Source organism: Micromonospora sp. NPDC049836 (assembly GCF_044465125.1).
GTDB lineage: Bacteria > Actinomycetota > Actinomycetes > Mycobacteriales > Micromonosporaceae > Micromonospora.
Genome location: NZ_JBITLH010000003.1, coordinates 201,361 through 214,585, shown reverse-complemented (window position 1 = coordinate 214,585; position 13,225 = coordinate 201,361). Strand labels below are relative to the sequence as shown.

The 13,225-nt window shown below is 75.8% G+C and carries 13 protein-coding genes and 1 pseudogene; 11 read left to right on the top strand and 3 right to left on the bottom strand.

The genetic code is table 11. The features are described from left to right. Positions 1-28: 28 nt before the first annotated feature. The 6 genes and pseudogenes from ACIBPB_RS08875 (at position 29) to ACIBPB_RS08850 (ending at position 5,053) form a co-directional block, all read left to right on the top strand. Positions 29-418 (top strand): MerR family transcriptional regulator, encoded by a 390-nt coding sequence (locus ACIBPB_RS08875; protein WP_357315941.1) that lies wholly within the window; start codon positions 29-31, stop codon positions 416-418. Next, positions 415-1,419: an aldo/keto reductase gene (locus ACIBPB_RS08870; protein WP_396839000.1), complete on the top strand. Its 1,005-nt coding sequence runs from the start codon at positions 415-417 to the stop codon at positions 1,417-1,419. The genes ACIBPB_RS08875 and ACIBPB_RS08870 overlap by 4 nt, the downstream gene beginning before the upstream one ends. 159 nt (positions 1,420-1,578) lie before the next feature. Continuing rightward, a pseudogene (locus ACIBPB_RS08865) lies at positions 1,579-2,313 on the top strand (hypothetical protein); the annotation flags it as partial. 180 nt (positions 2,314-2,493) lie between these two features. Next, positions 2,494-2,928, top strand: a complete 435-nt coding sequence (gene hisI / locus ACIBPB_RS08860; protein WP_396839478.1) for a phosphoribosyl-AMP cyclohydrolase — start codon at positions 2,494-2,496, stop codon at positions 2,926-2,928. After that, the gene (locus ACIBPB_RS08855) at positions 2,925-4,478 is read left to right on the top strand and encodes an anthranilate synthase component I (protein ID WP_396838999.1); all 1,554 of its coding nucleotides are present in this window, start codon (positions 2,925-2,927) and stop codon (positions 4,476-4,478) included. The genes hisI and ACIBPB_RS08855 overlap by 4 nt, the downstream gene beginning before the upstream one ends. Then, positions 4,475-5,053, top strand: a complete 579-nt coding sequence (locus ACIBPB_RS08850) for a Trp biosynthesis-associated membrane protein (protein ID WP_396838998.1) — start codon at positions 4,475-4,477, stop codon at positions 5,051-5,053. The genes ACIBPB_RS08855 and ACIBPB_RS08850 overlap by 4 nt, the downstream gene beginning before the upstream one ends. Here the strand turns inward: ACIBPB_RS08850 and ACIBPB_RS08845 are convergent. Continuing rightward, positions 5,046-5,321: a hypothetical protein gene (locus ACIBPB_RS08845; protein ID WP_357326856.1), complete on the bottom strand. Its 276-nt coding sequence runs from the start codon at positions 5,319-5,321 to the stop codon at positions 5,046-5,048. The two genes, ACIBPB_RS08850 and ACIBPB_RS08845, sit on opposite strands and share 8 nt — an antisense overlap. 452 nt (positions 5,322-5,773) lie before the next feature. Here ACIBPB_RS08845 and trpC point away from each other — a divergent pair, with 452 nt between their 5' ends. The 3 genes from trpC (at position 5,774) to trpA (ending at position 8,720) form a co-directional block, all read left to right on the top strand. Then, positions 5,774-6,577: an indole-3-glycerol phosphate synthase TrpC gene (gene trpC, locus ACIBPB_RS08840; RefSeq protein WP_357326952.1), complete on the top strand. Its 804-nt coding sequence runs from the start codon at positions 5,774-5,776 to the stop codon at positions 6,575-6,577. Positions 6,578-6,612: 35 nt separating this feature from the next. Then, the gene (gene trpB / locus ACIBPB_RS08835; RefSeq protein WP_396838997.1) at positions 6,613-7,842 is read left to right on the top strand and encodes a tryptophan synthase subunit beta; all 1,230 of its coding nucleotides are present in this window, start codon (positions 6,613-6,615) and stop codon (positions 7,840-7,842) included. A gap of 74 nt (positions 7,843-7,916) precedes the next feature. Beyond that, positions 7,917-8,720, top strand: coding sequence for a tryptophan synthase subunit alpha (gene trpA, locus ACIBPB_RS08830; RefSeq protein ID WP_396838995.1), 804 nt, complete (start codon positions 7,917-7,919; stop codon positions 8,718-8,720). Between the two features lie 375 nt (positions 8,721-9,095). Here the strand turns inward: trpA and ACIBPB_RS08825 are convergent, their stop codons facing one another. Beyond that, a complete protein-coding gene (locus tag ACIBPB_RS08825) occupies positions 9,096-9,653 on the bottom strand; it encodes an NUDIX hydrolase (RefSeq protein WP_396838994.1) in 558 nt (185 codons plus the stop codon). A gap of 103 nt (positions 9,654-9,756) precedes the next feature. On the opposite strand from ACIBPB_RS08825, the gene lgt reads away from it, so the two are divergent. Together lgt and ACIBPB_RS08815 are read left to right on the top strand one after the other, a co-directional pair. Then, positions 9,757-10,977, top strand: coding sequence for a prolipoprotein diacylglyceryl transferase (lgt, locus tag ACIBPB_RS08820; protein WP_396838992.1), 1,221 nt, complete (start codon positions 9,757-9,759; stop codon positions 10,975-10,977). Positions 10,978-10,988: 11 nt separating this feature from the next. After that, the gene (locus ACIBPB_RS08815; RefSeq protein ID WP_396838991.1) at positions 10,989-12,176 is read left to right on the top strand and encodes an FAD-dependent oxidoreductase; all 1,188 of its coding nucleotides are present in this window, start codon (positions 10,989-10,991) and stop codon (positions 12,174-12,176) included. 82 nt (positions 12,177-12,258) lie between these two features. Here ACIBPB_RS08815 and ACIBPB_RS08810 read toward each other — a convergent pair whose 3' ends face one another. Next, complete coding sequence (locus ACIBPB_RS08810; protein WP_396838990.1) at positions 12,259-13,104, bottom strand: GNAT family N-acetyltransferase; 846 nt, start codon at positions 13,102-13,104, stop codon at positions 12,259-12,261. Between the last annotated feature and the right edge of the window lie 121 nt (positions 13,105-13,225).

Genomic DNA, 13,225 nt, shown 5'->3' with positions numbered 1-13,225 from the left:
AGTGCCCTCGAACTGGAAGCCTGGGCGGGTGGACATCAGCACGCGGGAGATGAGCCTCACCGTCGGTGAGGCGGCGGAACGGGTCGGCCTGACCACCTACACGCTGCGCTGGTACGAGCAGGAGGGCCTGGTCGCACCGGTGGGGCGGGACTCGGCGGGCCGGCGGCGCTACACCGAGTCCGACGTCAACTGGCTGTTCCTGCTCACCCGGCTGCGCCGCACCGGGATGCCGGTGCGGGACATGCGCCGCTACGCCGAACTGGCCCGGCAGGGCGACCGGACACTCGGCGCCCGGCGCGCGCTCTTCGAGGCGCACCGGGGGCGGGTGCTGGCCCGGATGGCCGAGCTGACGGAGGACCTCAAGGTGCTCGATTACAAGATCGACGCGTACCGACGGGCGGAGGAGGAGCTGTCTTGATCAAGCGACGGATGGGGGCGACCGGGCCGGAGGTCTCGGCGATCGGGTTGGGCTGCATGGGCATGAGCTACGCCTACGGCACCGCCGACGACGCCGAGTCGACGCGTACCCTGCACCGGGCCCTCGACCTGGGGATCGACCACCTCGACACCGCCGACATGTACGGCTTGGGCGCCAACGAGCGGCTGCTCGCCCCGGTGCTGCGGGCGCGGCGGGACGAGGTCTTCCTGGCCACCAAGTTCGGCAACCGGACCAGCGGGGACAGCTTCGCCGGCACCGGCACCCCCGGCGCGTACGTGGACAGCAGCGCGGCCTGGGCCAGGCAGGCCTGTGACGCCTCGCTGAGCCGACTCGACGTGGACACCATCGACCTCTACTACCTGCACCGGCGCAACCCGGACACGCCGATCGAGGAGACCGTCGGCGCGATGGCCGACCTGGTCCGGGCCGGCAAGGTACGCCTCCTCGGCCTCTCCGAGGTCAGTCCCGCGACGCTGCGTGCCGCGCACGCCGTGCACCCGATCGCCGCCGTGCAGATCGAGTACTCGCTGTTCACCCGGGACGTCGAGGCCGAGATGCTGGACACCTGCCGGGAGCTCGGAGTGTCCCTGGTGGCCTACTCGCCGGTCGGCCGGGGCCTGCTCACCGGGGCGATCACCAGCCGCGAGCAGCTCGCCGCCGACGACTGGCGGCGGACCGTGCCGCGCTTCGCCGAGGGCAACCTCGACGCCAACGTGAAGCTGGTCGAGGCGGTACGCGAGGTGGCCGCCGAGCTCGGCTGCACCCCCGCCCAGGCCGCGCTGGCCTGGCTGCTCGCCCAGGGTGAGGACATCCTGCCGATCCCCGGCACCAAGCGGGTCCGCCACCTCGAGGAGAACGCCGCCGCGACCGGCATCCGGCTCACCCCGCAGCAGCGGGACCGGCTCGGCGCGGCGGTCCCGGCCGACTCGGTCGCCGGGGAAAGGTACACCCCGGCAGGAATGCGAACGGTCGGGCACTAGGTTCGCACCGGACACCGCGTCCGGCATCCGTCATTGCGGTGAAGATCGGACGTCCGGCACGATGACGCGGTGGGTCCCGCTCCGTTGCCCGAGACCGGATTCCTCGACGACTGGGCCGCCCGTCTCCGGCAGGCCGCGGACCGTCCCGTCGTCGGGATCATGCTGCGTGGCAGCCATGCCCGCCGGGCCGCCACCGAGCACAGCGACGTGGACGTGGACGTGCTGGTCGTCCTGGACGACGAGCCCGTCCACGCCGGCGGCGCGCCGGCCGCCGACCCGCCCCGGGCTCAGCCGGCCGCCGACCCGTCCCGGGCCGAGCCGGTCCCGGGGCGCGTCGGCCGGCCGGAGCTGCCGCCCGCGCCGGCCGGCGCCGCCGCGTACGCGGCCCGGCTGGCCTACCTCGCCGAGTTCGACGGGCGGCTGGTGCACGTCTCGGTGGCCGCCCGCGACGTGCGGTCCTGGGTGCACCGGCTCGGCCAGCCGGCGGACTGGGCGTTCGGGCTGCCGGTCACCGCGCCGGCCCAGCTGCTCTGGGCGGACCCGGAGTGGCGCCGCCGGATCGACCTGCCGGTGCTCTGCCAGCCCGCCGACGAGCCCCGGCTGGAGGAGCTGATCGGCACCCTGGGCAAGGTGGCCGGCGCCCGCTGGGCCGACGACCCGGTCGGCGTCCGGCTCGCCGCCGCGGACCTGGCCCGGCTCTGCCCGTCCGTGCTGCGGTTGGCCAACCCGTCGGTCCGGGTCGCTTCCCGCCGGGCCGCCCTGGCCGCCGTGCTGGACCTCCCGGTCGCCCCGCCCGGCTTCCGCGACGACATGCTGCTCTGCCTCGGGCTGCGCCCCGGCGGCACCGCCGAGCTGGCCGCCGCCGCCGGGCGACTGGTCACCGGGATCGTCCCGCTGGTCCGCCCGTACGCCGAGGAGATCGCCGCGGTGGCCGGCGCGGACCTGGCCGCCGCCCTGGCCGACGGCCGGCTGGACCGCTACCTGGAGCAACTGACCCGGGCGCTGGGCCGCCCGGCGCCCGCCACCCGGGACGCGTCGCCGGTGCCCGGGCCGCGTGCGGGACAATGGTTCACTGTGCCCGCCTCTGACGCGCCGGTGACCGGCGCTCCCGCCAACCCCGGCCCCGCCGCGCCCCCCGGCCCGGCCCGCCCGACCCGGCTCGACCCGGCCATCGCGGCCCGGCTGCGCCGCACCCCGGACGGCCTGGTGGCCGCGGTGGTGCGCCAGCACGACTCGGGCGAGGTGCTGATGGTGGCCTGGATGGACGACGAGGCGCTGCACCGCACCCTGACCACCGGCCGGGCCACCTATTGGTCGCGCAGCCGGCAGGAGTACTGGGTCAAGGGGGCCACCTCCGGCCACCACCAGTACGTCCGCTCGGTCGCCCTGGACTGCGACGGCGACGCCCTGCTGATCAGCGTCGACCAGGTCGGCCCCGCCTGCCACACCGGGCACCGCACCTGCTTCTTCACCGAGCTGCCGGTCAGCTCCCCGGAGGCGAGGGCATGACCGACGGCCGCGTCAGCCCCGACCCGGACACCTTCGCCGAGCTGGCGGCCCGCTGGCGGGTCGTGCCGGTCACCCGCCGGCTGCTCGCCGACGCGGAGACCCCGGTCGGCGTCTACCGCAAGCTCGCCGGCGGCCCCGGCACCTTCCTGCTGGAGTCCGCCGAGCAGGGCGTCGGCTCGGCCGGCATGGCCTGGTCCCGCTACTCGTTCATCGGGGTGCGCAGCGCGGCCACGCTGACCGAGCGGGACGGCACGGCGCTCTGGACCGGGGCGCCGCCGGCCGGCGTACCGGCCGCCGGTGACCCGGTCACGGTGCTCCGGGAGACCGTCGCCGCCCTGGCCGGCCCGGCCTGGGACCCGGCCAGCGGGATGCCGCCGCTCACCGGCGGCATGGTCGGCTACCTCGGCTACGACCTGGTCCGCCGCTTCGAGCGGCTGCCCGAGCTGACCGAGGACGAGCTGGACGTGCCCGAACTGGGCATGATGCTCGCCACCGACCTGGTGGTGCTCGACCACTACGACGGATCGGCGATCCTGGTCGCCAACGCGGTGCTGCCCCCGCTCGACGCGCCCGGCCGCGAGCCGCTGGTGGCCGCGGCGTACCACCACGCGGTGGGGCGGCTGGACGCGATGACCACGGCGCTGTCCCGACCGATTCCGCCCATGATCTCGACGGTCGCCCGGCCGGGCGTCGGCGACGTGGTGAGCCGGACCCCCGACGGTGGGTACCCGAAGGCGGTGGAGGCGGCGAAGGAGGCGATCCGGGCCGGCGAGTGCTTCCAGATCGTGCTCAGCCAGCGCTTCGAACGGCCGACCCACGCCGACCCGCTCGACGTCTACCGGGTGCTGCGCACCACCAACCCGAGCCCCTACATGTACCTGCTGCGGTTCGACGGGTTCGACATCGTCGGCTCCTCCCCGGAGGCGCACCTGAAGGTGAGCACCGGGACCGACGGCCGGCGCCGGGCGCTGCTGCACCCGATCGCCGGCACCCGCCCGCGCGGCGGCACCCCGGAGGCCGACGCCCGGCTCGCCGCCGAGCTGCTCGCGGACCCGAAGGAGCGCTCCGAGCACGTCATGCTGGTCGACCTGGGCCGCAACGACCTGGGCCGGGTCTGCCGGCCGGGCACGGTCGAGGTGCCCGAGTTCGCCACCATCGAGCGGTACAGCCACGTCATGCACATCGTCTCCACCGTGGTCGGCGAGCTGCGCGCGGACCGGACCGCGTTCGACGCGCTCGCCGCCACCTTCCCGGCCGGCACCCTCTCCGGCGCGCCCAAGGTGCGGGCCATGGAGATCATCGAGGAGCTGGAGCCGGTCCGGCGCGGCGTCTACGGCGGCACCGTCGGCTACTTCGGCTTCGGCGGCGACCTCGACATGGCCATCGCCATCCGGACCGCGCTGATCCGCGAGGGCCGGGCGTACGTCCAGGCCGGGGCGGGGGTGGTGGCCGATTCCGATCCGGCCGCCGAGGACCAGGAGACCCGGAACAAGGCCGCCGCCGTGCTCGCGGCCATCGCCGCCGCCGAGACGCTCAGGCCGGCCCGATGACCGGGCCCGCCGTCGGGACCACCCCGACCCGGTCCCCCGCCGCGCGGGGCCGGCGCGAGTTGACGTACGCCGTGCTGCTGAGCCTGGCCGGCGCGGGCCTGGCGTTCTGGGCGGTGACCCGGACCTGGTCGGTCGAGCTGACCGCCCGGGGATCGCTGCCGGCGGCGCGGCACGCCCGCACCGGCGCGGACCTGCTGCCGTGGGTCTCCGCGCTGGCGCTGGTCGGGCTGGCCGGCGGCGGCGCGGTGCTGGCCACCCGGGGCTGGCTCCGGCGGCTGCTGGGCGCGCTGCTGACCCTGGTCGGGCTGGCCGTGGCGGCCGGCGGCGGCTACGGCCTCGGTGCGGCCGGGGTGAGCCGGCAGTGGCCGGCCCTGGTGCTCGCCGGTGGGCTGCTCGCGGCGGCCGGCGGGGCGCTCACCGCGCTGCGCGGCGCCGGCTGGCCGGCGATGGGCGCCCGCTACGAGCGACCGACCCGGGCGGCGACCCCGGCCGGCGCGGACCGGCCCGCGGTCGAGCGGGGCACCCGGGACGCCTGGGAGGCGCTCGACCGTGGCGAGGACCCGACGGTCAGCTGACCGGCTGGCCGTCCCGCGCGTCCCGGCGCTCCCGCGCCGCGGCGCGGGCGGCGGCCAGCTCGGCCACCAGCCGGTCCAGCTCGCGGCGCTGGGCGGCCCGGGCCCGGTCGGCGCAGACCGCCTCCCACGCGTTGCCCCGCGCGGTGCGGACCCGGCCGTCGCCGACCACGGCGCGTTCGAGGGTGTGCACCACGCCCACCGCGAGCGAGGCGACGGTCCGGGAGATGGTGGTGATGCCGGGAGTCTGGTACGGCCCGTTGCTGGTCATTGGTCACCCCGCACGTGATCGATGGCGAAGTACGGCGACGCTGGCGGACGCCTCGTCGAGTCTGCCCGAGGAGGATGCTTCCGGGCTCGCGTTTCGGCGTCGTCACGTCCGGGTCAACACTCTGCCGGCCGGTCCGAGCTGGGCAGGGTCGATGGTCCTTGAGCTTGGTCACAGCATCGACGGACGTCGGTTCTGCGGATGCCGGGTGGCCGTGCTGAGATAGGGCATGGGGGGTGTTCGATGCACAGCGTGGCGCTGCGTGACAGCCCGTTCACCAGAAGTCGGTCATCATGCCACAGCCCATTTCGTGAGGAGCGCCATACCCCCGGGACTTGCCGTCAGGCGGCGTTACCTAGCATCGGCCCATGACGCCCGGAGAGGGGAGTCCGTTGGTGACTGCTGAGCATGCGCACGCGGAGGGGGACGACGCCGGGTCGGCGGCGTCCGCAAGCGTGCTCGACGAGATCCTGGCCGGCGTCCGCGAGGACGTGGCCCGGCGACAGGCCGAGGTTCCGCTGGAGCGGATCCGCGAGTTGGCCGCCGCCGCGCCGCCGCCGCTGGACGCGTACGCGGCCCTGCGCCGACCCGGCGTGGCGGTGATCGCCGAGGTGAAGCGTTCCTCGCCGTCGAAGGGGCGGCTCGCCGAGATCGCCGACCCGGCCGACCTGGCCGGCGAGTACGCGGCCGGCGGTGCCCGGGCGATCAGCGTCCTGACCGAGGGACGCTGGTTCGGCGGCTCGCTGGACGACCTGGCCGCCGTGCGCGCGGCCGTGCAGATCCCGGTGCTGCGCAAGGACTTCGTGGTCTCCAGCTACCAGGTGCACGAGGCCCGCGCGCACGGCGCCGACCTGGTGCTGCTGATCGTCGCCGCGCTGGAACAGAACGTCCTGATGGGGCTGCTGGAGCGGATCGAGTCGCTCGGCATGTGCGCGCTCGTCGAGGTGCACACCGAGGAGGAGGCGGACCGGGCGATGGAGGCCGGCGCGCAGGTGATCGGGGTCAACGCCCGCAACCTGCGTACCCTGGAGGTCGACCGTTCGGTGTTCGAGCGGATCGCGCCCGGCCTGCCGAGCAGCGTCGTCAAGATCGCCGAGTCCGGCGTGCGCGGCCCGCACGACCTCATCCGGTACGCCTCGGCCGGTGCCGACGCGGTCCTGGTCGGGGAGGGCCTGGTCACCCAGAAGAGCCCGCGCGAGGCGGTCGCCGAGCTGGTCAACGCCGGTAACCACCCGGCCACCCCCCGCCCGGTGCGCTGACGCTCCGGCCCGACACGCAGCGAGAGGACCACGCCATGAGCGCTGACGCCCCGGCCGGCCAGCTTCCCGACGCCGCCGGTCACTTCGGCCGGTTCGGCGGCCGGTTCGTCCCCGAGGCGCTGGTCGCCGCGCTCGACGAACTGGACGCGGCGTACCGCAAGGCGATGACCGACGAGGAGTTCCTCGCGGAGTTCGAGGCCCTGCTGCGCGACTACGCCGGCACCCCCTCGATGCTCTACGAGGCCCGCCGCTTCTCCGCCGAGGTCGGGGCGCGCGTCCTGCTCAAGCGGGAGGACCTCAACCACACCGGCGCGCACAAGGTGCGCAACGTGCTCGGTCAGGCGCTGCTCACCAGGCGGATGGGCAAGACCCGGGTGATCGCGGAGACGGGCGCCGGCCAGCACGGCGTCGCCACCGCCACCGCGGCCGCCCTGTTCGACCTCGAGTGCGTGGTCTACATGGGCGAGGTCGACACCCGGCGGCAGGCGCTCAACGTGGCCCGGATGCGGATGCTGGGCGCGACCGTCGTCCCGGTCACCACCGGCTCGCGGACGCTGAAGGACGCGATGAACGAGGCGATGCGGGACTGGGTCGCCAACGTCGACGACACCCACTACCTGATCGGCACCGCCGCCGGCCCGCACCCGTTCCCGGAGATGGTCCGGGACTTCGTACGCGGCATCGGCGTGGAGGCGCGCCAGCAGTGCCTCGACCTCGCCGGCGGCCTGCCCGACGCGGTCGCGGCCTGCGTGGGCGGCGGCTCCAACGCGCTGGGCATCTTCCACGCCTTCGTCCCCGATGCCGGGGTGCGGCTGTACGGCTTCGAGGCCGGCGGCGAGGGCGTCGAGACCGGCCGGCACGCGGCCAGCATCACCGGCGGCTCCTCCGGGGTGCTGCACGGCACCCGGACGTACGTGTTGCAGGACGAGGACGGCCAGACCATCGAGTCGCACTCGATCTCGGCCGGCCTGGACTACCCGGGCGTGGGTCCCGAGCACGCCTGGCTGCACGACAGCGGCCGGGCGACCTACCAGCCGGTCACCGACGACGAGGCGATGGCCGCGTTCGAGCTGCTCTGCCGCACCGAGGGGATCATCCCGGCGATCGAGAGCGCGCACGCCCTGGCGGGCGCCCGCCGGATCGCCCCGCAGCTCGCGGCCGAGCTGGGCCGGGAGCCGGTCATCGTGGTCAACCTCTCCGGCCGGGGCGACAAGGACGTGCACACCGCCGGCGAGTACTTCGGCATCCTCGACAAGGAGCAGTGAGGCGTGAGCGAGCGAACCCTTCAGCTCGGCGGCCTGGCGGCTCGCGCCGCCGCGGGGCGAAACGAGGCGGTGGCGTGAGCCGGATCGGGGTCGCCTTCGACAAGGCCCGCGCCGACGGGCGGGCCGTCCTGGTCGGCTGCATGCCGGCCGGGTTCCCCACCGTCGAGGGCAGCATCGCCGCCATGAAGGCGATGGTCGAGGCGGGCGTGGACGTCATCGAGGTGGAGATCCCCTACTCCGACCCGGTGATGGACGGCCCGGTCATCCAGCGGGCCAGCGACATCGCGCTCGCCGGCGGCGTACGCACCGCCGACACGCTGCGCATCATCGAGGCGGTCGCCGCGACCGGCGCCCAGGTGGTCACCATGACCTACTGGAACCCGATCGAGCAGTACGGCGTGGACGCGTTCGCCCGCGACCTGGCCGCGGCCGGGGGCACCGGCCTGATCACCCCGGACCTGATCCCCGACGAGGCCGACGAGTGGCTGGCCGCCTCCGACGCGTACGGCCTGGACCGCACCTTCCTGGTCTCGCCGTCCTCCACCGACGCCCGGCTCAGGATGACCGTCGAGCACTGCCGCGGCTTCGTCTACGCCACCGCCGTGATGGGGGTGACCGGTGCCCGGGCGCAGACCTCCCAGGCCGCCCCGATCCTGGTGTCCCGGCTCCGCGAGGTCACCGACCTGCCGGTCGGTGTCGGCCTCGGCGTGGGCACCGGCACGCAGGCCGGCACCGTCGCCGGCTACGCCGACGGCGTGATCGTGGGCAGTGCCCTGGTCCGTTGCGTGCTGGACGCTCCCGACCAGTCCGCCGGCCTGGCCGCCCTGCGCACCCTGAGCGCCGAACTCGCCGACGGCGTCCGCACCCCGGTCCGCTGACGCCCCACCCTGGCCGTCCCGCGCCCGGGCCGCTGCTCCGCACGAGCCGTCGGCCCGCGCGCAGCCCTGTCCGCGCAGCCCCCCGACCCGCCCGCACGATCGTTCGGTGTGTGTGGGCTGTTGGTTGACCTGCAGGTGGGTGGTCCGCGCGCACGTTGATCCGCGTGCGGGCCGTTGCTCGGTGGGCGCGGGCCGGCGCGCCCGCGCTGGTCCGTGCCGTCGATCCGCAGCTCAACGGACGTGTGCTGGGCTGGCCGGGCAGGGGACGGCGACGTCGAGCGGCGAAGCGGGCGGGGGTGTGAGTCGTTCACGACATCAGCTCGACAGGCGCTGAAGGGGGCACCTGGCTCCCCGCCGTGACCAGCCTCGGGGGTGTCAGCGGTTGCTGGTCGGCAGGTCGCCGGCGACCCGCTGACCAGGCGGAACCGCCTCGCCGCTCGGCCCCGTCCCGGCGGTGGGCTCCGGCTCGGCGGTGCGGTCGGTCTCCGGGGGTGGCTCGCGGAGCACGCCGGAGCGGCCGGCGAGGGCGTCGGCGAGGGCGGCCCGGGTGGTCGGGGTCAGCGCCGCCGGGAGCGCGTCGGGCGGGTGCCAGGCCAGGTGGCAGCCGCCGGGCGGGGCGGCCGGCGGGTGGTCGGTGCGGACCCGGGCCCGGAACACGTGGACCAGCACCTCCGCGGGGGCGCCGCAGTGGCCGGCCGGGGGCGGGGGTGCCGCGGCGCCGAGTCGGTAGAGGCCGACGAGGTCGACCAGGTCGACCTCCCAGCCGGTCTCCGCCCGGATCTCCCGGACGGCGGCGGCGAGCGGGCTCTCGTCGCGGCGCGGCCGGCCGCCGGGCAGCGCCCACCGTCGGCCGGCGCCGGACCGGCGGCAGAGCAGCACCCGACCGCCCTGGTCGACGACGACCGCGGCGACCGCCCAGCGGAGCGCGCTCATGGACAAAGAGCGTACGGCGGTGCAAACCCCGAGTCATCCGGCTCGCGGAGCCGGCCGGACCGGGGTGCCGCCAAGGGCCCTCGCAGCGGTAGCGTGTGCACCCGTGACCCTCGCCCCGATGACCCCACTGGCGGCCCTGCCCAGCCCCAGCACCGCCGTCTGGCAGCTCGGACCCGTTCCGGTCCGGGCGTACGCGCTCTGCATCATCCTCGGCATCGTGGTGGCCTGCGTGGTGACCGAGTACCGGCTGCGCCGCCGCGGGGTCGCCCCCGGCGCGGTGCTGGACATCGCGGTCTGGGCGGTGCCGGCCGGCATCATCGGGGCACGCATCTACCACGTGATCACCTCGCCGGAGAAGTACTTCGGCGCGCACGGGGAGCCACTGAAGGCCTTCGCCATCTGGGAGGGCGGCCTGGGCATCTGGGGCGCGGTCGCCGGCGGCGCGATCGGCGCCTGGATCGCGGCCCGGCAGCTCGGCATCCCGCTGTCGGTGGTGGCCGACGCGCTGGCCCCCGGCATGCCGCTGGCGCAGGCGGTCGGCCGGCTCGGCAACTGGTTCAACAACGAGCTCTACGGCGGCCGGACCAGCCTGCCCTGGGGGCTCGAGGTGCACGTGATGGACCCGGACAACCCCGGGCACGCGCTGCGCGACCAGGCCGGCAGCCCGGTCCTCCAGCCGGGGCTCTACCACCCCACGTTCCTCTACGAGGCGCTCTGGAACGTCGGCGTCGCCGTCCTGGTCTTCGCCCTCGACCGGAAGCTGCGGCTCGGCCGGGGCCGGGCGTTCGCCCTGTACGTGATGGGCTACACCGCCGGCCGGTTCTGGATCGAGCTGATGCGCACCGACGAGGCCAACCACATCCTCGGCCTGCGGCTCAACGTGTGGACCGCGGTGCTGGTCTTCCTCGGCGCCCTGGTCTACTTCGTGCGGGTCCGTGGGCCCCGCGAGTACCTGATCCCGATCGGTGGCCCCGCCGCTCCGGTCCCGCCCGCCGGCGGCGACGTGTCGCAGCTCGACCTCGCCGCCGCGGAGGCCGGCTCGCGCCCGGCCGTGCCCGAGGGCTACCGGGTGGTGAGCGAGGAGCAGTTCGACGCGTACCGGGAGACCGGGGCCCTGCCCGACGAGGAGCCGGCGGCCGCCGACGCGGCCGGCGGGTCGGCGGACGCCGCGGCCGGCACGGCGGACGCGACGGACGGGACGGCGGGCGCGACGGACGGGACGACCGCCGGCGAACGGGACGGCGACGGAGACGGCCCGGCGACGCCGGGCGACGGTGACCGGGCCGGCGCCGGCGGCGCCCGCCCCACCGACCGGGACAGCTGAGCGGGGCGACGATGCGTACCGCGGTGGTAGTCGGCGCCGGCCTCGGCGGGCTGGCGGTCGCCGGCGTGCTGGCCCGCTCCGGGTGGCGGGTCACCCTCCTCGAACGCGCCGACCGGGTCCGCCCGGAACCGACCGCCGTGGTGCTCTGGCCCAACGGGGTACGCGCGCTGCGCGCCCTCGGGCTCGGCGCCGGGCTGGACGCGATCGCCACCCCGCTGCCCGACGGCGGGGTACGCCGCCCCGACGGGCACTGGCTGGTCCAGCCCCGCCCCGCCCCGGCCGAGCGGATGCCGGTCGTGGTGCACCGCGAGGACCTGCACGACGCGCTCATCGCCGGGCTCGGCGACCAGGTGGAGCTGCGGACCGGGGTGACGGTGCGGACCGTCCGCGCGACCCCCGGCGAGCGCCCCGCGGTCGGTGACGGGCGGCACACCCTCGAGGCCGACCTGGTCGTCGCCGCCGACGGCACGGACAGCGAGATCCGCCGCCGGCTCGCGCCCGAGGCGCAGGTGGTCAGCTCCGGCTGCGCCGCGTGGCGGGCGGTGATCCCCTGGTACCGGGTGCCCCGGCTGGCCGCCGAGCAACAGGTCGGTGGGGAGGTGCTCGGCGCCGGCTACCGGTTCGTGGCCGCCTCCCTCGGCGAGCGCGGCGCGGCCGGCGGCTCCAGCCGCGGCGGCGTCTACTGGGTGGCCACCGCCGCGGGAGCGCCTCGCCCGGAGCCGCCGGAGACCCAGTTGGCCCTGCTCAAGCGCTGGTACGCGGACTGGCCGGCGCCCATCGCCGAACTGCTCGACGCCACCGACCCGGCGGACCTGGTGCAGCAGGAGATCCGCGAGCTGCGCCCGCTGCCCCGGGCGTACGGCTTCCCGGCCGGGCCGGGCGGGGTGGTGCTGCTCGGCGACGCCGCGCACGCCATGCCACCGCACCTCGGGCAGGGCGCCTGCCTCGCCTTCGAGGACGCGGCCACCCTCGCCTCGCTGCTGCGCGAATCCCGACTCCCCGACGCGGTCACCGCGTACGACCGGCTGCGCCGGCCCCGCGCGGCGACCATGGTCCGGCAGACCCGCCGGATGTCGGCGGTGCTGCAGACCCGCGGCCGGCTGGCGCTGCGGGCCCGCGACGCCGCGCTCGGCACGATCAGTCCCCGGCTGCGCAGCACCGCCGCCTCCGCCGCGGCCTCCTGGCAGCCACCGACCTGACCCGGCCGACCTGACCCGGGGCGCTTGACCCGGCAGGGCCTGACCCGGGGCGCTTGACCGGGCGGGGCCTGACCCGGCCGGCTCAGCCGAGCACGGCGGCCGGCTCGGCGATGCAGGCGGTGCCCACCCGGCGGAAACCGACCCGCAGATAGACCCGGGCGATCTCCTCGCTGCCCGCGGAGAGGAAGACCAGGTCGGTGCCGGCCGCGCGGAGCCGGTGGGCGAGGGTGGCGGTGACCGCCGCGCCCAGGCCGCGCCGGCGGGCGGCCGGCAGGGTGGCCACCCCGGCGATCTCCGCGACGTCGTCGACCCGCATCGCCATCCCGCTGGCCAGCGCTCCCTGCTCCGGGGCATCGGCGAGCACCGAGATCCGCCGGCCGTCGCCGATCCGGACGGCCTCCTCCTCCAGCGCGGCCACGTCGAGGTGGGCGATCGCGGCGTCGCGGTCGGCCGGCCCGGCGTCACCGCGCGTGGTGCCGCCGTTGGCGAAACCCACCGCCGCGACGGCCCGACGGACCGCCACGTCGGCCGCGAAACCGGGCGCCGCCGGATCGAGGACCCGCACCGGTACGTCGCTGAGCGTGGCCGGATCGGGCAGGTTCGCCGGGTCGAGCACCATCAGCGGCGCCTCCAGCACCGACAGCCCGGCCGAGCGGGCCACCGTGAGCAGGTCCGGGGTGACCTCGTGCACCCACTCGAACGCCTCCGGCAGGCCCAGCTCCCGCTGCCGGGCCCGGACCGCGGTCACGTCCGCGAGCGACGGCGGCTCGGTGGCGTCCAGCCGGGGTCGGGCATAGAACGGCCAACCGTCGCCGTCCCGGACGAAGAGCACCAGCGGGCCGTATTCCTCCGCACGGGCCGCATCCCGGGGCACCGCGTCGTAGAACCGCTCCAACCGGTCGAGCACGTCAGCGCGTACGACATCCACCGCGCGAGACTACATGTCCCAGATTCTGGAAGTGTGATCAATCTGAACTGGCCTTGCGCCCAACGCCCTAACGTAGACTCAATAAAACCCCAGAGGGCCGACGTCGTCCCGATCATGATCC